Consider the following 17,228-nt stretch of genomic DNA (forward strand, 5'->3'; position numbering starts at 1 on the left):
AACGGCGGATCGAGCCGGCTTCATGCTTTCGTCTGGTTCTGTATGTTGGCGATCATGACTCAGTCGCTTCCGCCCGAAGACTATTCCGACGACGAACTGCTCGCGATGCTCAATCCCGTGCAACTGGCCGAGCTGGACCGCCAGATCGGCGAGATGTTCGGGGCCGAGGGCGTTGACCGGGTCGAGGCCCTGATCGCTATGGCCAATGTCTACAGCCTGCGCGCCGCCGAGCGTGACGAGGTCTCGGCGCTGGCCATGCTGCAGCTGGCGGCCGCCATGCGCCGTCGCGCCGACGCGATGCTGGCCTCGCGGAATTAGAGCGGGAACTTCCGGTCCAGCCACCCCAGGATGGCCGCGTTGACCTCGGCGGGCTTCTCCTGCTGAGTCCAGTGGCCGCTGCCCTCGATCAGCACCTTCTCCAGATCCTCGATCTGCTCGCCCATGCGGTCGGCCATGGCCGGCGGCAGGACGACGTCCAGTTCGGCCATGATCATCAGGCAGGGGACGCCGTCGATCCGCCGGGGCAGGCTCTCGGCCTTCTCCCAGTTGCGGGTGAAGTTGCGGTACCAGTTGATGCCGCCGGTGAAGCCCGTGCGCCGGAAGGCCTGGACGAAGACGTCCAGCTCCTCGGGCGACAGGAACTGGTGCTGGTCGGTCGCTGGATTGTAGCTGGCCAGGGCGTCCTGCAAGGCCAGGTTCCGGCGTTCGGCCGGCCGGGCCTCGAACTCGGCCAGCGCGCCCTTGGGCAGGCGCATGAAGAAGCGGAGGGTCTTCTCGGCGTCCGCGCCCAGCTGGGCGTCGGCGACGCCGGGCTTCTGGAAGTGGACGATGTACATGTCCTCGCCATAGGCGTTGCGGAACATCTCGATCGGGTCCAGCGGCAGGCGCGGCGTGAAGGGGGTGTTGAGGCCGATGACCCCGGCCACGCGGTCCGGATGCAGCAGCGGCATGGCCCAGACGACGATGCCGCCCCAGTCGTGGCCGACGAAGATCGCCTTCTCGACGCCGAGATGGTCCAGCAGGCCGACGAGGTCGCCGGTCAGGTGGTCCATGTCGTAGGTCTCGACCGCCTCCGGACCGGGGGTGAGGCCATAGCCCCGCTGGTCGGGCGCGATCACCCAGCGGCCGGCGGCGGCCAGGGCGGCGATCTGGTGACGCCAGGAAAAGGCCAGCTCGGGGAAGCCGTGGCAGAAGACGATGGGGACGCCCTGGCGCGGACCGGCCTCGTAATAGGCCAGGCGGATCCCGTTGACGTCCGCGAACTTGGGAGCCGGCAGGGGCGGGGCCTTGGGATGCTCAACCGTCATGACCGTTCGTCCTCCCGCCGTTTATATGATTGGCGATAACCTGAAGGTCGCCCGCCATGCGGGCAAGCATCATTTGAGGTTTCCGTAGGGTCGAACGGGCGTAAAAGGCGCCATGACCGACGCCGCCCCGCCGCCCGCCGCCGTTCCATGGCGTCTTGTTCTGCTCCTGGGCGCGCTGACGGCCTTCGCGCCGATGTCGATCGACATGTATCTGTCCAGCCTGCCGTCGATCGGCCGGACCCTGCACGCGGGGCCCGACCAGACCCAGGCGACCCTGGCTGCGTTCTTCGCCGGCATGGCCATCGGCCAGTTCGTCTATGGCCCGGCCTCGGACCGGTTCGGCCGCCGCCTGCCGCTGCTGATCGGGATCGGCGTCTTCGTCGCCGCCTCGGTGGTCTGCGCCCTGGCCCCGAACATCGAGACCCTGATCGCCGCGCGCTTCGTCCAGGCCCTGGGCGGTTGCGCCGGGCCGGTGATCGCCCGCGCCGTGGTCCGCGATCGCTTCAGCCACGCCGACACCGCCCGGGTGCTGTCGCTGATGACCCTCATCATGGGCCTGGCCCCCGTGCTGGCCCCGCAGCTGGGCGGCGTGGTGCAGTTCTTCGCCGGCTGGCGCGGCGTGTTCTGGAGCCTGGTGATCTTCGGCGCGCTGATCGGCCTGTGGGTCATCGCGAGCCTGGCGGAATCCCGCTCGGCCGAGACCGAGGCCCACGCCCGGAGCGAGAACCCGTTGAGGGCCTATGTCGCCCTGTTCGGCATGCGCCGGCTGATGGGCTACGCCCTGGCCGGGGCTCTGAACGGCGCGGTGCTGTTCACCTACATCTCGGGCGCGCCGGACCTCGTCATGGGGACCTATGGCCACACGCCGCTGGTCTTCAACATCATCTTCGCCTTCAACGCGGTCGGCATCATCGGGGCCAGCCAGGTCAATCGCTGGCTGCTGCGCCGCTCGACGCCGGATCAGGTGCTGAGCAAGGCCAGCATCGCCTCGATCGTCGCGGCCTTCCTGCTGACCGTGGCGGCCTGGACCGGCTGGGGCGGCCAGTGGACGGTGATGCCGCTGCTGTTCGCGGCCCTGTCGATCTATGGCCTGATGGGCGGCAACACCATGGCGGGCGCGCTCAGCGTCGACCCGCGCCGGGCCGGCTCGATCTCGGCGCTGATGGGTTCGGCCTCGTTCGGGGCGGGGGCGCTGGCCTCATGGGCCGGCGGCCTGCTGCACGACGGCACGCCCAGGCCGGTGGCGGGCGTGATGTTCGCCTGCCTGGTCGGTTCGGCCCTGGCCATCTTCTTCCTGGCCCTGCCGGGCGCGAAGAAGGTCTCCGCCTAGAGGGCTGGAGCCTGATCGTTCCAGCTGAAGCCGCGCCAGGCCAGCACGGCCCAGCCGATCATGAACGACAGCCCGCCGATCGGCGTGATCGCCCCCAGGATGCGCGGCGCGCCCAGGGCCATGGCGTAGAGCGAGCCGGAGAAGACCAGGGTCCCGAACAGGAAGAGGCCGGCGGCCAGTCCCATGCCCTTGATCCCGACCCGGTGCAGCGCGACCGCGCCGATCACGGCCAGGGCGTGGACCATCTGGTAGTGCGAACCCTTGGTCAGCCACTCGACGGGCTTGGGCTCGGTGACGCCGTGCGCGGCGAAGGCGCCGAAACCCACGGCCAGCAGGCCGCTGATCGCCGCCAGGCCGGTCCAGATGCGGGGAGTCCACGCCTTCATCCGCTTTACGTCCCGTCACCGTTGCAATCGCGAGTCATGACCCTAACGTCGGCGGTCTGGACGTAAAGCGACGCCGCCTCCTTACGCATCAGAGCGCCGCGAGTTCAGGGGAGGACGGCATGGCGCTCACCTGGGGCGACGACTACCCGATCCATCAGACGCCCGAGCCCGTGGCCTACGCCGGGACGGATCGGAACTTCTACGACCGCTATTTCTTCAACGGCTACGCGCCGCAAGGCGACGGGAACGACCTGTTCTTCGCCGCCGCCTTCGGGGTCTATCCGCACCTCAACATCGCCGACGCGGCCTTCTGCGTGATGAAGGACGGCCGCCAAGTGAACCTCCACGCCAGCCGCTGGCTGCGCCTGGAGCGGATGGACCTGACGGTGGGGCCGATCGCCATCGAGGTCGTTCAACCCCTGCAGCGCCTGAAGCTGACGGTGGCTGCGCCCGAGCAGGGTATCGCCGCCGAGATCGTCTTCGAAGGGCGGTCCTTCCCGATCGAGGAGCCGCGCTTCGTCCGCCGCAACGGCCCGCGCACCTTGCTCGACTACACCCGCCTGACCCAGAACGGCCGCTATGCCGGCTGGATCGAGGTCGACGGCGTGCGCACTTCGGTCGACGGCTTCGTCGGCACCCGCGACCGCTCGTGGGGCGTGCGGCCGGTGGGGGCGCGCGACCCGCAGGAACTGGCCCCGCCGGCCCTGCCGCAGTTCTTCTGGCTGTGGGCGCCATGCAATTTCGAGGACGGCAGCCTCTTCTTCCACACCAATGACGACGAGCTGGGTCGGGCCTGGAACCGCCGCGCCGTCTGGCTGGCGGACGGCGAGCGCGAGGACGACTTCGGCGGCTTCGCCGAGGCCGCCTGCGCCATCGCGTGGAAGAGCGGGACCCGGCACGCGTCCGGGGCGACCCTCGACCTCGGCGCCGATGGTTCGGTGACCATCGCGCCGAAGACCGAGTTCTTCATGCTGGGCCTGGGCTACAACCATCCGGTCTGGGGGCACGGCCTGAACCACGGCGAACTGAAGGTCGAGCGCGAGGACTTCGCCGCCGCCGACCTCGACCGCAAGATGCCGCACCTGCTGCACGTCCAGGCGCTCAGCGACGTGACCTGGGTCGACGGCAAGGGCCGCGCGCGGAAGGGCAGGGGCGTCTTCGAACAGCTGGCCATCGGCCCGCACGCGCCGTCCGGCTTTACCTCGATCCTGGACATGGCGCCATGAGCGGCCCCCTCACGATGAGCTTGGCTGAACGCCTGGAGGCGTATCTCACGCGGATCTGGCAACAGCCGGTGACGGTCGCCGACCTGTCGCGCATCCCCGGCGGGGCCAGCCGCGAGACCTATCGCTTCGTCGCGAAGGTGGACGGCGAAGCCAGGCCCCTGATCCTGCGCCGCGACCCGCCCGGCAGCCTGATCGAGACCGACCGCAGCCTGGAATACCTGGCCCTGGAGAGCTTCCATCCCCTGGTCCCCGCGCCACGTCCGGTGGCCATGGACGCCGAGGGCGCGGAGCTGGAGCGGCCGTTCTTCATCATGGAGCGGATCGAGGGCGGGGCGGTGGCCTCGCCGTTCACGGTCATGCCCTATGGCGACCACGCCCGAACGATCGGAGAGGCGTTCTTCGACATCCTGGGGCGGATCGCCGGCGCCGACCCCGCCGGCCTGCCGCTGGCCAGGGCCGCCGAGACGCCGGCGCCGGAAGATTGCTGGCGGATCGCGGTGGACCACTGGGCCGGCGTCATCGAGGCCGACGAGCTGCATCCCCAGCCGATCGTCCGCGCCGCCATCCGGGCCCTGCGCCGCAAGCCGCCGCCGCCGCCCCGCGCGGTGCGGGTGGTCCACGGCGACTATCGCGGCGGCAATTTCCTGCACGGGCCCGACGGCGCGATCCTGGCGGTTCTGGACTGGGAGATGGTCCACCTGGGCGATCCGCTGGAGGACCTGGCCTGGGCCATCGACCCGCTGTGGAATCCCTTCGACGCGACCACCGTCGCCGCCATGATCCCGCGCGACGAGGCCCTGGCGATCTGGTCGCGGGCCAGCGGCCTGGCGGTCGACGAGGCGGCTCTGGCCTGGTGGTCGCTGTTCGCCGCCGTGAAGGGCCAGGCGATCTGGACCTCGGCGGCCAAGGAGTATCGCGACGGCGGCTTCAAGGAGCCGATCCTGGCGGTCTCGGGCTGGTACACGGCCCGGCGGCACGACGAGATCCTGGCCGCCGCCCTGATGCGCCTGGAGGGCCTATCATGACGCCCAGCCTTCCCGACATCCTGGTCGGCAACTTCATGTGCATGGCCGATCCCGGACCGCCCGAGCAGCAGGGCGAGTTCATGGCCGGCAAGGTCGGCTTGGTGGCGCTGCTGTCGCTGCTGGCGGCCCAGGAGGCCGAGCGCGGCGTGGCGGCGCGGGTCGAGGAGAACGCCCTGATCCGGGCGATGCTGGACGAAGCCGCGGCCGACCATGGGCTGGATGTCGCCGGTCTCCCCGCGACGGACGCGCTGACCATCTCGGCGCTGGACGGGGGCAACGCCGTCCTGCGCAAGGCCCTGATCGGCCTGCACGAGGCGGTCGAGGCGAGGGACGACACCGCGCGTCACCACGCGATCTTGCGACTGTACGTGAAGATGGCGGAGCTGCGCCGGCTGGATTTGCCGCCCCTGCCGGCGCGCTGAGCGCGCCGGTCGGTGCTGGAAGACGGCGCGCTAGGCGCGCCGGTCGGTGCTTGAAGACGGCGCGCTAGGCGCGCCGGTCGGCTACTTGTGCTTGTTGTGCTGGGCCAGTTCGTCGGGGCTGATGTCCAGCGGGGCCGGGGCGGCGGCGTTGTAGGCGGCGGTCTTGTGCAGGTCCATGACCACGCTGCGGTGACCTTCCCAGATCATGTGCAGGGCGACGTACAGCACGATCGCCAGGCCGACGAAGCCGATCCAGCGGTGCTTGTGCAGCAGGTTGGCGATGGCGCTGGCGGCCAGGCCCATCAGGATGATCGACAGCAGCAGGCCGAAGATCAGGATCCCCGGGTGTTCGCGCGCGGCGCCGGCGACGGCCAGCACGTTGTCCAGCGACATCGAGACGTCGGCGATCAGCACCTGGATGAAGGCCTGTTTGAACGACTTGGGCTGGCGGACGGTCGTCGGCTCGGTGTTGGGATCGCCGTCGACGCAGGCCACGGCGTCGGCCTCGGCGGCCTGCTCGCGCAGCTCGCGCCACATCTTCCAGCACACCCACAGCAGCAGGAAGCCGCCAGCCAGCAGCAGGCCGATGACGCCCAGCAGCCAGGTGGTGATCAGCGCGAAGCTGATGCGCAGCACGACCGCCGCGCCCAGGCCGTACAGGATGACCTTCTTGCGGTCCTTGGCCGGCAGGCCGCCGGCGGCCAGGCCCACGGCGACGGCGTTGTCGCCGGCCAGGACCAGGTCGATCATCAGGACTTGCAGCAGAGCCGTCAGCGGACCTTGCAGGCCGGCGAGGTTGGCGGTCAGGGCTTCGAACATGGGTCCTCAATGCGGTGACGCGCGCGGCGATGCAAGGCGCAATAGGCGCGGGCGGGGCGCAAAATCAAGAACGCTTCGCAACCCCGCTCGCGACGAAATCAGAACGCCGGGAGAAGCTTCACGACCCCGGAACGTCTCGCGTGCGGACCCGCGCGGCCTCGTAGAGCGCGACCGCGGCCGCGGCCGAGACGTTCAGGCTCTCGAAGCCGCCCGGCATCGGGATCTTGCCCAGGGCGTCGCAGTGCTCGGCGACCAGCCGGCGGACGCCTTCGCCCTCCGAGCCCAGCACCAGCACGGTGGGCTGGTGGTCGAGGACCTCCTCGAGGCTCTCTTCGGCCTCGCCGGCCAGGGCCACGGCCCGCCAGCCCAGTTCGGCCAGTTCCTCCAGCGCGCGGGACAGATTGACCACGCGCGCGTGCGCGACCTTGTCGACCGCGCCGACGGCGGTCTTGGCCAGGACGCCCGACAGCACCGGCGCATGGCGATCCTGCAGGATCACCCCCTTGGCCCCGAACGCGGCGGCCGAGCGGAAGATGGCGCCGATGTTCTGCGGGTCGGTGATCTGGTCCAGCATCACCAGCAGGCCTTCGGCCGGCGTCCCCATCTCGGCGATCGACAGCGCCTCGGGTTCGTCGATCTTCAGGGCCAGGCCCTGGTGCACGGCGCCCTGCGGCAGCTGCTTGGCGATCTCCTGGCCTTCGATCACCTGGAGACAGGCCAGTTTCTGAAGATTGGGGCTGAGTCGCTTGGCCCGGTCCGGAGTCGCTAGGAGGCGCTTCGGGGCCGGCCGAAGCGGGTTGGAAAGGGCCGCCTCTACGGCGTGAATCCCCCAGATCCAGTCCTTGGCGTCGCCTTGGCCGCGAGAAAAGTCGTTCTGTTTCCGTGGCTTGGAACGAAAATCGCGTCCTTGTGCAGAAGGGCGTTTCCGGTCGTTGCGTTCGGAATGAGAGGACACTATAAGACGCGCTCCGATTTGGGGCCCCAAGGGTTTCTCGGGCCGGCCGGCGCTGCTCTTAGCACTGTCCGTCACCGGCCAAAGAAGCTTTTGTTCCACTTCGAAGTTCAACGGCTTGCCGTTGGTCGTCGAAACGGATAAAGGCCGCCGGCTTCGGAACTCCGTCGCGTGCTTGGGGGAATGTCCCGAGTGGCAAAGGGGGGGGACTGTAAATCCCCTGGCGTAAGCCTTCGTAGGTTCGAGTCCTACTTCCCCCACCATGCACGCGACGAGTTCGGAAGGCAGGCGCTGTCTGAGGCAAGGGGGCGTCCCAGAGCCAGAGACCGGGAGCCGACGCGACCCCGCAAGCTTGGCGGGTATAGCACAATGGTAGTGCAGCAGCCTTCCAAGCTGAGGATGCGGGTTCGATTCCCGCTACCCGCTCCAGCTCCCCGAGAATTACTTCCCAACAACCAGCCGCCGGCGCGAAGGTAGAGACGATGGCCAAGGAAAAGTTCGAACGTACTAAGCCGCACTGCAACATCGGCACCATCGGTCACGTTGACCATGGCAAGACGACGCTGACGGCCGCGATCACGATCACGCTGGCGAAGTCGGGCGGCGCGACCGCCAAGAACTACGCTGACATCGACGCCGCGCCGGAAGAAAAGGCCCGCGGCATCACGATCAACACGGCTCACGTCGAGTACGAGACGGCCAACCGTCACTACGCGCACGTCGACTGCCCCGGCCACGCCGACTACGTGAAGAACATGATCACGGGCGCCGCCCAGATGGACGGCGCGATCCTGGTCGTGTCGGCCGCCGACGGCCCGATGCCGCAGACCCGCGAGCACATCCTGCTGGCCCGTCAGGTCGGCGTGCCGGCCCTGGTCGTGTTCATGAACAAGGTCGACATGGTCGACGACGAAGAGCTGCTCGAGCTCGTCGAAATGGAAGTGCGCGAGCTGCTCAGCTCGTACCAGTTCCCGGGCGACGATATCCCGATCACCAAGGGTTCGGCCCTGGCCGCCGTCGAAGGTCGTGACGCCGCTATCGGCGAAGACAAGATCCTGGAGCTGATGGCTTCGGTCGACGCCTACATCCCGCAGCCGGAACGTCCGGTCGACCTGCCGTTCCTGATGCCGGTCGAAGACGTGTTCTCGATCTCGGGCCGCGGCACCGTGGTCACCGGTCGCGTCGAGCGCGGCATCGTGAAGGTCGGCGAAGAAGTCGAAATCGTCGGCATCCGTCCGGTCCAGAAGACGACCTGCACGGGCGTCGAAATGTTCCGCAAGCTGCTGGACCAAGGTCAAGCCGGCGACAACGTGGGCGTGCTGCTGCGCGGCACCAAGCGTGAAGACGTCGAGCGCGGCCAAGTGCTGTGCAAGCCGGGTTCGATCACGCCGCACACCAAGTTCGTGGCCGAAGCCTACATCCTGACCAAGGAAGAAGGCGGCCGTCACACCCCGTTCTTCACCAACTACCGTCCGCAGTTCTACTTCCGCACCACGGACGTCACCGGCATCATCAAGCTGCGCGAAGGCGTGGAAATGATCATGCCGGGCGACAACGCCGAGCTGGACGTCGAGCTGATCACCCCGATCGCCATGGAAGAGAAGCTGCGCTTCGCCATCCGTGAAGGCGGCCGCACCGTCGGCGCCGGCGTCGTCGCCAAGATCGTCGAGTAATCGACCTTCTTCAGCACACGCTGAACTGATCTAAGCGAAGGCCCCGGAGAGCAATCTCCGGGGCCTTTTGCTAAGGCGGTTGGGCCGACTTAAGGTTGTAAAGTCCGTGTCGGCGTGCTGCTATCACGCTCCGGCGGTTGCGCTGGCGGGGGAAGCTTGGGGCGCGCGCGTGTTCGGTGAAGAGAGTTTGGGAGGGCGGTTCGAGATCGCCGCTCCTGCAGCGTGGGTGCTTGCCCCGCCATTCGTTCGTAACCTGGAGCCGCCGGCCGACAGCATCGACGGCGGCCGACGTTTCTGGCTTTCGGACACCCAGATAGACCTGCGTGGCGGCGGCCAGGCCTGGTTCTCGCGCGTGGTGTCCGAGGTGGTCACCGCCGACGGCCTGCAGCCGATCGGCCAGATCAGCGTCGACTTCGATCCCTCGTACGAGCGGCTGGTGCTGCACCATGTCCGGATCATCCGCGGCGACGAGACGCGTGAGATCGAGCTGCGCCCGTTGGTGAACGTCTTACGGCGCGAACGCGATCTCGAGCGCGCCATGTACGACGGCCGCTACACTGCCCACTTGGTCGTCCCGGATGTCCGGGTCGGCGACATCGTCGACTACGCCTATACGCTGCATGGCGCCCATCCCAGCTTCCAAGGCCTGTTCAACGCCGAGTTCGGCTTGCAGTGGTCCTGCTGGATCGCCCTGACCCGCGTCCGCCTGCTGGCCGATGCGGCGCGCGTGCTCGACACACGGACCTGGAATGACGCTCCCGCCGCCGAAACGCGCACGCTTGAGGACGGCGCCGTGGAAAGGCTCTGGAGCGCCCTGAACCAGGTGGGCGCGCAATCGGAGCGGGACGTGCCGGGTTGGGTGCGTGACCGCAAGGCGCTGCGCGTCGCCGACCGCGCGACCTGGAGTCAAATCGCCGACTTGTACGCCTCGGGATACGAGACGTCCCAGCCGCTGCCGGAGGATCTTGAAGCGCGAGCCGCCGAGATCGAGGCGGAGGCGAGCGATCCGGCGGTCCGCGTCGTGACGGCTCTGCGGCTGATCCAGCACGGCCTGCGCTATCACTCCATCAGCCTGGGCGACGGCGGGTTCGTGCCCCGTAGCCTGGACCGCATCTGGACGGTGCGGGCAGGGGACTGCAAGGATTCCAGCCGGCTGCTGGTCGCGCTGTTGCGCCGTCTGGGCATCGAGGCCGATCCGGCTCTGGTCCATACTTGGTTGGGCCAGAGCCTCGAGGCCGATCCCCCTGCCGCCAACGCCTTCAACCACTGCATCGTCCGGGTGCGCGTCGCCGGCCAGATCTATTGGCTGGACCCGACCCGCTATCCGCAGGGCGGCGCGCTGGAGAAGGTATCCCAGGCGCGCTATGGCTGGGCCTTGCCCCTGGTCGATGGCGCCGTGCTCGAGGCGATGGGGCGCGACACCCCGACGCCCATATATGAAGCCAAGGAACGCTTCGAGCTGGATCCGGCGCCCGAGGGGCGTGGCCGGCTGACCGTCAACACCTATTACAGAGGCTGGCGTGCTGACGACATCCGCCGTCGCCTGGCTTCCGAGGGGCCCGACACGGTGGCGCGCAGCTACCGGGAATACTACGAGCGGGTCTACGGCGCGGCGATGGAGCAGTCGCCGATGACGGTCGAGGACGATCTCGAAGCCAATGTCATCCGCATCGGCGAAAGCTATGAGCTCGCCAAGCCCTGGGAAAAGCTGGACGAGACACGCGGTCGCTTTCAGCCGCTGGACGACATCTTCGCGCCGCATCTGACGACCCAGAGGTCAGCGCAGCGCCGTCATCCGATCGATCTGGGAACGCCCAGGAGTATTTCGGTCGAGACGCTGATCAAGATGCCGAAGGCCATCACGATCACGGGGTGGGACGACGAACATGAGGCGCCGGGCATGCGGGCTTCGTCGCGGTTCGAGGCCGCCGACCAGACAGGCACGTTGTTCCGGCTATCGCGCGGGCTGACGATCTCCCGGACCGAAATCTCGCCCGAGGATGCGGAGGCGTACTTCAGTCTGCGCGAGGGCGCGCTGAATGGATCTGTTGTCATCACGGACAGTAAGGACGCGCCGAAGCCCAAGTCCGAGGGCTTCATGCTCGGTGACTTCCACTTCGACTACCGCACGATCTGGGTCATCGTCTGGCTGGTGCTCATGTTGCTGGGCGCGATCGCCCGATCACGCTAGCCCTTCGCCCGCAAAAGATGGAAGGAGAGGGGCATGGCGATGATCACCGACCCCGACGACTTCTTCACCAAGGGCTGCGGCCGGTGCGACCGTTCGCGACGCCGGATTGCTCGACCCGGCCGTGGATCGAGGGCTTGAACGCCCTGCGCCGGATCTGCGTGGACATGGGGCTGGAGGAGACGGTGAAGTGGGCGCACCCTTGCTACATGCACGCCGGGCGCAACATCGCGCTGTTCGGGGCGTTCCGGGGGCGACTTCCGGCTGACGTTCCTGAACGCCGGGCTGCTGGTCGATAACGAGGGCGTGCTGGAGCCGCAGGGGCCCAACAGCCAGACGCCGGGCATGATCCGCTTCACCGCCAATGACCGGGTCGCCGAGCTGGAGCCGGTGATCCGGGCCTATCTGCGCCAGCTGATGGACCACGCCGAGGCCGGGACCAAGCCGCCGAAGACCGAGCGCGAGATCGATACGCCCGACGAGCTGACCGAGGCGCTGGACGCCGATCCGGAGCTGGCCGAGGCCTTCCACGCCCTGACGCCGGGCCGGCAGAAGAGCTACCTGTTCGCGCTGAACCAGGCCAAGCAGCCGGCCACCCGCTTCGCGCGGATCGAAAAGTTCCGCGACAAGATCATCGCCGGAAAGGGCGCGCTGGAGCGGTAGTTCAGCCCACGAATCTCGGGATCGGCCCGACCTGCGGCGTCTGGTCGGGCAGCTCGACGAACTCCTCGTCGACGAAGCACCAGCCCCAGCCCTCGGGCGGGTCATAGCCCTCGATGATCGGGTGCTTGGTCGCGCGGAAGTGGGCGGTGGCGTGCTTGCTGGGGCTGTCGTCGCAGCAGCCGACGTGGCCGCAGGTCCGGCACAGGCGAAGGTGGACCCACCAGCCGCCGGACTTCAGACATTCCTCGCAACCCTTGGAGCCGGGCGTGACCGGGCGGATGGCGTCGCCGTGCGTGCAGGTCATCGGGGTCTCCTCAGGCCTCGGCCAGATAGGCGTGGATGGCGGCGACCGCCTGGGCGCCTTCGCCGACGGCGGCGGCCACGCGCTTGACCGAACCGGCCCGGACGTCGCCGATCGCGAACACGCCCTTGCGGCTGGTCTGCAGCAGCGGATGGCCGGGGGCCAGGTCGGTTCCGGTGCGGACGAAGCCGTGGTTGTCCAGCTCGACATGGCAGTGGGTCAGCCAGGCGGTGTTGGGCGCGGCGCCGATGAACAGGAAGAGGTGGCTGATCGCCTGGGTCGTCTCGACGCCGTTCGGGCCGCGCCAGCGGACGGCCGACAGCTGGCCGCCCTTGCCCTCGTGGTCCTGGCCCTCCAGGTCAACGATCTGGCTCCTCACCACGACCTCGATATTGGGCGTGCTTTCGATGCGGTCGATCAGGTAGCGCGACATGGTCGCCGCCAGGCTGGGACCGCGGACGATCATCCAGACCTTCTTGACCTGGCTGGCCAGGTACACCGCCGCCTGGCCGGCCGAGTTGCCGGCCCCCACGAGGGCGACCTCCTGGCCGGCGCACAGCTTGGCCTCCAGCGGCGAGGCCCAGTAATGGACGCAGGCGCCTTCGAAGCGGTCCAGGTTCTCAACCTCCAGCCGGCGGTAGCGGGCCCCGCTGGCGATGACCACGGTTCGGGCCTGGGCGGTCTCGCCGCTGACCAGGCTGAGGCGGTAGCGATGCTTGCCGTCGTCCTCGCAGACCAGGGAGGCGACCTCGTCGGGGATGGCCAGCTCGGCCCCGAACTTCTGGGCCTGGCCATAGGCGCGGCCCATCAGGGCCATGCCGGTGATGCCGGTGGGGAAGCCCAGATAGTTCTCGATCCGCGCCGAGGCGCCGGCCTGGCCGCCGAAGGCGCGGGTGTCCAGCACCAGCACCGACAGGCCCTCGGACGCGGCGTAGACGGCGGTGGCCAGGCCGGCCGGGCCCGCGCCGACGACGGCGACGTCGTAGATCCGGTCGGAATCGATCGGGCCGACCAAGCCGATGCAGCGGCCCAGCTGATGGTTGGTCGGCTGGCGCAGGATCTCGCCGTTCGGGCACAGCACGATCGGCAACTCGCTGTCGTCGACCGCGAATCGCTGGATCAGCACCTTGGCGCAGTCGACCTGGTCGGGATCCAGCTGTTGGAAGGGGTGGCCGTTGCGGGCCAGGAAGCCCGACAGACGGATGACCTCGGCGTCGGATTCGCGGCCGAGGATGATCGGGCCGCCGGCGCCGGTCTCGATCAGGCTGACCCGGCGCAGGATCAGGGCGCGCATGATCCGCTCGCCCAGCTCGGCCTCGGCGACCAGCACGGCGCGCAGGCGTTCGGGGGCGATCAGCAGGGCCTCGACGCTGGTGAGGGCGGTGACGTCGACCAATGAGGGGCGGCCAGACAGCTGGGCGATCTCGCCGATGAACTGGCCGGCGGCGTGCTCGACGATCGGCTGGCTCTCGTCGTGGGCGTCGCGGCGGCTGATGGCCACCCGGCCGGCCAGGACCACGAACAGGCCCGGCGAGGGGACGCCGGCGGTGGCCAGGGCCGCGCCGGCCTCGGCGTGGATCACCTGGCCGAACCGGCGCAGGCGGTTGATCTCGGCCGGCTCCAGCCGGGGAAACATCTGAGCGCGTCGGGTGTCGAAGGTCGTGCCTGCCATGGTCTAACATTGCTACGGGATCGCGCGGCGGTCACCCATCGAACGATGACGGTTTTGAACATTCCTGTCGTAACGTCACCGGCTGTACCGCTGGGCGCCTCGGGAGTAGGCTTTCGGCATGTCGCGTTCCCCCTCAGAAAGACGTCCGGCCGTGCAATGGCGCGCCGGACGCGCGCCGGAAGCCCTCGCCCGCGACCTGCCGCGCGAGACCGCCGTGGGCCTGTCGTTCGACGGTCGTCCGCACACGGTGCTGATGGCGACGCCCCGGGACCTGGAGGAGCTGGCCCTGGGCTTCGTGATCACCGAGGCGGTGGCCAGAGCCGCCGACGTCCTCGAGATCACCACGAAGGAAGAAGAGCAGGGGGTCCTGGTCGACGTCCGCCTGGCGCCGGGCGCGGTGACCCGGAAGGCCAGGCCGCGCAATCTGGAAGGCCGGTCCAGCTGTGGGCTGTGCGGCGTGCAGCGCCTCGCCGACGCGGTGCGGCCTCTGCCGGTGCTGGGCGAGGGCGTCCGCGTCCGGCATGCGGCGATCCCGCGCGCCCTGGCGGCGCTGGAGCAGGAGCAGAGCCTGGGCCGCCTGACCCGCGCCACCCACGCCGCCGCCTTCTTCGACGCCGGCGGGACGCTGGTCCTGGTGCGAGAAGATGTCGGCCGCCACAATGCGCTGGACAAGCTGGCCGGGGCGATGGCCCGCGAAGGCGTCGAGGCTGCCACGGGCTTCGTCGTCGTCACCAGCCGCTGCTCGTTCGAGATGGTCGAGAAGGCCGCGCGGATGGGCTGTCCGATCCTGGTCGCGGTCTCGGCCCCGACCGAACTGGCGATCAGCAAGGCCCAGGAGGCCAACCTGACCCTGGTGGCCCTGGCCCGCGCCGACGGCCACGCGGTGTTCGCCGGCGGCGAGCGCCTTGTCGAATCCGAGCTGGAGCCGGCCTGATGTCCGACAAGAAGGTTCCCGGCGTTCGCGCCTACCACCAGCCGGCCGGCGGCTGGGGCGCGCTGAAGGCCGTGGCCGGCGCCCTGGCCGATCAGGAGACGATCGTCGAGGGCGGCAAGACCCTGATGCGGGCCAACCAGCCCGAGGGCTTCGACTGCCCCGGCTGCGCCTGGCCCGATCCCAAACACACCAGCTCGTTCGAGTTCTGCGAGAACGGGGCCAAGGCCGTGGCCTGGGAGGCGACCTCCAAGCGCGCCACGCCCCAGGTCTTTGCCGACCATACGGTCAGCGAGCTGTTGACCTGGACGGACCACAAGATCGAGGACCTGGGCCGGCTGACCGAGCCGATGGCCTACGACCCGGCCGACGATCGCTACAAGCCGATCACCTGGGAGGCGGCCTTCGCCCGCACGGCGGCGGGGCTTAAGGCCCTCAAGGATCCGAACGAGGCCGAGTTCTACGCCTCGGGACGGGCCAGCAACGAGGCGGCCTTCCTGTACCAGCTGATGGCGCGCCGGTTCGGGACCAACAATTTCCCCGACTGCTCGAACATGTGCCACGAGCCGACCAGCGTGGGCCTGCCGGACTCGATCGGCCTGGGCAAGGGTTCGGTGACGCTGGAAGACTTCGACCACGCCGACCTGATCATGTGCTTCGGGCACAACCCGGGCACCAACCATCCGCGGATGATGGCCACCCTGCGCGAGGCCAGCCGGCGCGGGGCGACGATCCTGGCCTTCAATCCGCTGAAGGAGCGGGCCCTGGAGAAGTTCGCCTCGCCGCAGGACCCGGTCGAGATGGCGACCTTGAGCTCGACCCCGATCGCCTCGGCCTATTTCCAGGTCCAGGTCGGCGGCGACGCCCTGCTGGTGCAGGGGATGATGAAGGCGCTGCTGGCGATGGAGGCGCGCGACGGCGGCGTCCTGGATCATGACTTTATCCTGGAGCACACCGCCGGCTTCGAAGCGCTCGCCGCCAGCGTCGAGGCGCTGGACTGGGCGACGATCGAGGCGGGCAGCGGCCTGCCGCGTTCGCGGATCGAGGCGGCGGCGGCGATCTACGCCAAGGCCGAGGCGGCCATCCTCTGCTACGGCATGGGCCTGACCCAGCATCGCGACAGCTCGGGCGCGGTGCAGCAGCTGGTCAACCTGCTGCTGCTGAAGGGCAATATCGGCCGGCCGGGGGCGGGGATCTGCCCGCTGCGCGGCCACTCCAACGTCCAGGGCAACCGCACGGTCGGCATCGCCGAGAAGCCTTCGGCGGCGATGCTGGACTCCATAAGAGACGTGTTCGGCTTCGAACCGCCGCGCGCCCACGGCCACACCGTGGTCGAGGCGATCGCGGCGATGGAGCGCGGGCAGGCCAAGCTGTTCATCGGCCTGGGCGGCAATTTCGCGGTGGCCGCGCCCGATCCGGTGCGGACTTTCGCGGCCATGCGCAAGCTGGACCTGGCCGTCCACGTCGCCACCAAGCCCAACCGCACGCACCTCCTGGTCGGCAAGGAAGCCATCCTGCTGCCGTGCCTGGGGCGGACCGAGATGGACATGCGGGCCGGCGTGCGCCAGTCGGTGACGGTCGAGGACTCGATGTCCATGGTCCACGCCTCGCGCGGGCTGAACCCGCCGGCGTCAGAACACCTGATGTCCGAGCCGGCCATCGTGGCGGGGATCGCCTCGGCGGTATTCGGCGAGGACCCGCTGGTCGACTGGCCGGGCCTGGCCGACGACTACGAGGCCATCCGCGACCTGATCGCCCAGGTCTTCCCCGGCGCGTTCGACGACTACAATGACAGGGTCCGGGTTCCCGGCGGCTTCCGCCTGCCGGTCGGGCCCTCGAACCGGGTATGGAAGACCACGACGGGCAAGGCCAACTTCATCGTCCACGACCCCAAGGGCGGCGACCCGCGCCGGGGCGATCCGGACGTGATGATCCTGACCACCCTGCGCAGCCACGACCAGTACAACACCACGATCTATGGCAACGACGACCGCTATCGCGGGGTGTTCGGGCGGCGCGACGTGATCTTCGCCAATCCCGACGACATGGCGCGCATCGGTCTCTCGCAAGGCGACCTGGTGGACCTGGGCGCGGCGTTCGACGAGACGGGCGAGCGGGTGGTGCGGGCCTTCACGGTGGTGGCGCGGGACATCCCGCCGGGCTGCCTGGCGGCCTACTATCCCGAGACCAATGTCGTGGTGTCGCTGGATGACCATGACCAGCGCTCGGGCACGCCGGCCTACAAGTCAGCTCCGGTGCGGCTTCGCAAACACCAGGCGCCGTGGCCGGAAGGCGCGGCGACGGCGACCGCCGTTCCATGACTTCGGGGTCAT

The 17,228-nt window shown here is 68.9% G+C and carries 15 protein-coding genes, 2 tRNA genes and 1 pseudogene; 12 read left to right on the forward strand and 6 right to left on the reverse strand.

All coding sequences use genetic code 11. The features are described from left to right. Positions 1–54: 54 nt before the first annotated feature. Entirely contained in the window at positions 55–318 is a 264-nt protein-coding gene (locus K8940_RS08050) for a low temperature requirement protein A (protein WP_223394521.1), read from the forward strand. Here K8940_RS08050 and K8940_RS08055 read toward each other — a convergent pair. Next, entirely contained in the window at positions 315–1,307 is a 993-nt protein-coding gene (locus tag K8940_RS08055) for an alpha/beta fold hydrolase (RefSeq protein WP_223394522.1), read from the reverse strand. The two genes, K8940_RS08050 and K8940_RS08055, sit on opposite strands and share 4 nt — an antisense overlap. Positions 1,308–1,419: 112 nt before the next feature. Between K8940_RS08055 and K8940_RS08060 the strand changes: the two genes are divergently transcribed. Beyond that, positions 1,420–2,637 carry a multidrug effflux MFS transporter gene (locus K8940_RS08060; RefSeq protein ID WP_223394523.1) on the forward strand — a complete coding sequence of 406 codons (1,218 nt, stop codon included), beginning with the start codon at positions 1,420–1,422 and terminating at the stop codon, positions 2,635–2,637. On the opposite strand, the gene K8940_RS08065 is transcribed toward K8940_RS08060, so the two are convergent. Then, complete coding sequence (locus K8940_RS08065; protein WP_223394524.1) at positions 2,634–3,023, reverse strand: DUF423 domain-containing protein; 390 nt, start codon at positions 3,021–3,023, stop codon at positions 2,634–2,636. The two genes, K8940_RS08060 and K8940_RS08065, sit on opposite strands and share 4 nt — an antisense overlap. Before the next feature lie 119 nt (positions 3,024–3,142). Here K8940_RS08065 and K8940_RS08070 point away from each other — a divergent pair, with 119 nt between their 5' ends. Genes K8940_RS08070 through K8940_RS08080 form a run of 3 tightly spaced genes read left to right on the forward strand, consistent with a single transcriptional unit; the run spans position 3,143 to position 5,696 of the window. Next, a complete protein-coding gene (locus K8940_RS08070; RefSeq protein ID WP_223394525.1) occupies positions 3,143–4,249 on the forward strand; it encodes a hypothetical protein in 1,107 nt (368 codons plus the stop codon). Between the two features lie 14 nt (positions 4,250–4,263). Then, on the forward strand, positions 4,264–5,274 hold the full coding sequence (locus K8940_RS08075; RefSeq protein ID WP_223395799.1) for a phosphotransferase family protein: 1,011 nt from the start codon (positions 4,264–4,266) through the stop codon (positions 5,272–5,274). Continuing rightward, on the forward strand, positions 5,271–5,696 hold the full coding sequence (locus tag K8940_RS08080; protein ID WP_223394527.1) for a hypothetical protein: 426 nt from the start codon (positions 5,271–5,273) through the stop codon (positions 5,694–5,696). Before K8940_RS08075 ends, K8940_RS08080 begins: the two co-directional genes overlap by 4 nt. A gap of 81 nt (positions 5,697–5,777) precedes the next feature. Here the strand turns inward: K8940_RS08080 and K8940_RS08085 are convergent, their stop codons facing one another. Then, positions 5,778–6,515: a TerC family protein gene (locus K8940_RS08085; protein WP_223394529.1), complete on the reverse strand. Its 738-nt coding sequence runs from the start codon at positions 6,513–6,515 to the stop codon at positions 5,778–5,780. 118 nt (positions 6,516–6,633) lie between these two features. Then, a complete protein-coding gene (rlmB, locus tag K8940_RS08090) occupies positions 6,634–7,470 on the reverse strand; it encodes a 23S rRNA (guanosine(2251)-2'-O)-methyltransferase RlmB (RefSeq protein WP_223394530.1) in 837 nt (278 codons plus the stop codon). Positions 7,471–7,644: 174 nt separating this feature from the next. Between rlmB and K8940_RS08095 the strand changes: the two genes are divergently transcribed. The 5 genes and pseudogenes from K8940_RS08095 to K8940_RS08115 all read left to right on the forward strand — a co-directional run bounded on the left by K8940_RS08095 (position 7,645) and on the right by K8940_RS08115 (position 11,991). Continuing rightward, positions 7,645–7,730, forward strand: a tRNA-Tyr gene (locus K8940_RS08095). Between the two features lie 92 nt (positions 7,731–7,822). Next, positions 7,823–7,896, forward strand: a tRNA-Gly gene (locus K8940_RS08100). A gap of 53 nt (positions 7,897–7,949) precedes the next feature. Further along, positions 7,950–9,140 (forward strand): elongation factor Tu, encoded by a 1,191-nt coding sequence (gene tuf, locus K8940_RS08105; RefSeq protein WP_223394531.1) that lies wholly within the window; start codon positions 7,950–7,952, stop codon positions 9,138–9,140. 106 nt (positions 9,141–9,246) lie between these two features. After that, positions 9,247–11,331, forward strand: coding sequence for a DUF3857 domain-containing protein (locus tag K8940_RS08110; protein ID WP_223394532.1), 2,085 nt, complete (start codon positions 9,247–9,249; stop codon positions 11,329–11,331). A 33-nt stretch (positions 11,332–11,364) separates the two neighbouring features. After that, positions 11,365–11,991, forward strand: a pseudogene (locus tag K8940_RS08115) (YdeI/OmpD-associated family protein). A 1-nt stretch (position 11,992) separates the two neighbouring features. On the opposite strand, the gene K8940_RS08120 reads toward K8940_RS08115, so the two are convergent. Continuing rightward, positions 11,993–12,295 carry a UBP-type zinc finger domain-containing protein gene (locus K8940_RS08120; RefSeq protein WP_223394533.1) on the reverse strand — a complete coding sequence of 101 codons (303 nt, stop codon included), beginning with the start codon at positions 12,293–12,295 and terminating at the stop codon, positions 11,993–11,995. A 10-nt stretch (positions 12,296–12,305) separates the two neighbouring features. Continuing rightward, positions 12,306–13,964, reverse strand: coding sequence for an FAD-dependent oxidoreductase (locus K8940_RS08125; protein WP_223394534.1), 1,659 nt, complete (start codon positions 13,962–13,964; stop codon positions 12,306–12,308). Between the two features lie 151 nt (positions 13,965–14,115). Here K8940_RS08125 and fdhD point away from each other — a divergent pair, with 151 nt between their 5' ends. Continuing rightward, complete coding sequence (fdhD, locus tag K8940_RS08130; RefSeq protein ID WP_223394536.1) at positions 14,116–14,898, forward strand: formate dehydrogenase accessory sulfurtransferase FdhD; 783 nt, start codon at positions 14,116–14,118, stop codon at positions 14,896–14,898. Further along, positions 14,898–17,216, forward strand: a complete 2,319-nt coding sequence (locus tag K8940_RS08135; RefSeq protein WP_223394537.1) for an FdhF/YdeP family oxidoreductase — start codon at positions 14,898–14,900, stop codon at positions 17,214–17,216. Before fdhD ends, K8940_RS08135 begins: the two co-directional genes overlap by 1 nt. Positions 17,217–17,228: the final 12 nt, after the last annotated feature.

The organism is Caulobacter segnis (assembly GCF_019931575.1).
In the GTDB taxonomy this organism is placed as follows: domain Bacteria; phylum Pseudomonadota; class Alphaproteobacteria; order Caulobacterales; family Caulobacteraceae; genus Caulobacter; species Caulobacter segnis_C.

Bases quoted from the DNA above. Each gene is read 5' to 3' on its own strand.
- K8940_RS08050 (WP_223394521.1), top strand. From the start codon at position 55: ATGACTCAGTCGCTTCCGCCCGAAGACTATTCCGACGACGAACTGCTC.
- K8940_RS08055 (WP_223394522.1), bottom strand. From the start codon at position 1,307: ATGACGGTTGAGCATCCCAAGGCCCCGCCCCTGCCGGCTCCCAAGTTC.
- K8940_RS08060 (WP_223394523.1), top strand. From the start codon at position 1,420: ATGACCGACGCCGCCCCGCCGCCCGCCGCCGTTCCATGGCGTCTTGTT.
- K8940_RS08065 (WP_223394524.1), bottom strand. From the start codon at position 3,023: ATGAAGGCGTGGACTCCCCGCATCTGGACCGGCCTGGCGGCGATCAGC.
- K8940_RS08070 (WP_223394525.1), top strand. From the start codon at position 3,143: ATGGCGCTCACCTGGGGCGACGACTACCCGATCCATCAGACGCCCGAG.
- K8940_RS08075 (WP_223395799.1), top strand. From the start codon at position 4,264: ATGAGCTTGGCTGAACGCCTGGAGGCGTATCTCACGCGGATCTGGCAA.
- K8940_RS08080 (WP_223394527.1), top strand. From the start codon at position 5,271: ATGACGCCCAGCCTTCCCGACATCCTGGTCGGCAACTTCATGTGCATG.
- K8940_RS08085 (WP_223394529.1), bottom strand. From the start codon at position 6,515: ATGTTCGAAGCCCTGACCGCCAACCTCGCCGGCCTGCAAGGTCCGCTG.
- tuf (WP_223394531.1), top strand. From the start codon at position 7,950: ATGGCCAAGGAAAAGTTCGAACGTACTAAGCCGCACTGCAACATCGGC.
- K8940_RS08120 (WP_223394533.1), bottom strand. From the start codon at position 12,295: ATGACCTGCACGCACGGCGACGCCATCCGCCCGGTCACGCCCGGCTCC.
- K8940_RS08125 (WP_223394534.1), bottom strand. From the start codon at position 13,964: ATGGCAGGCACGACCTTCGACACCCGACGCGCTCAGATGTTTCCCCGG.
- K8940_RS08135 (WP_223394537.1), top strand. From the start codon at position 14,898: ATGTCCGACAAGAAGGTTCCCGGCGTTCGCGCCTACCACCAGCCGGCC.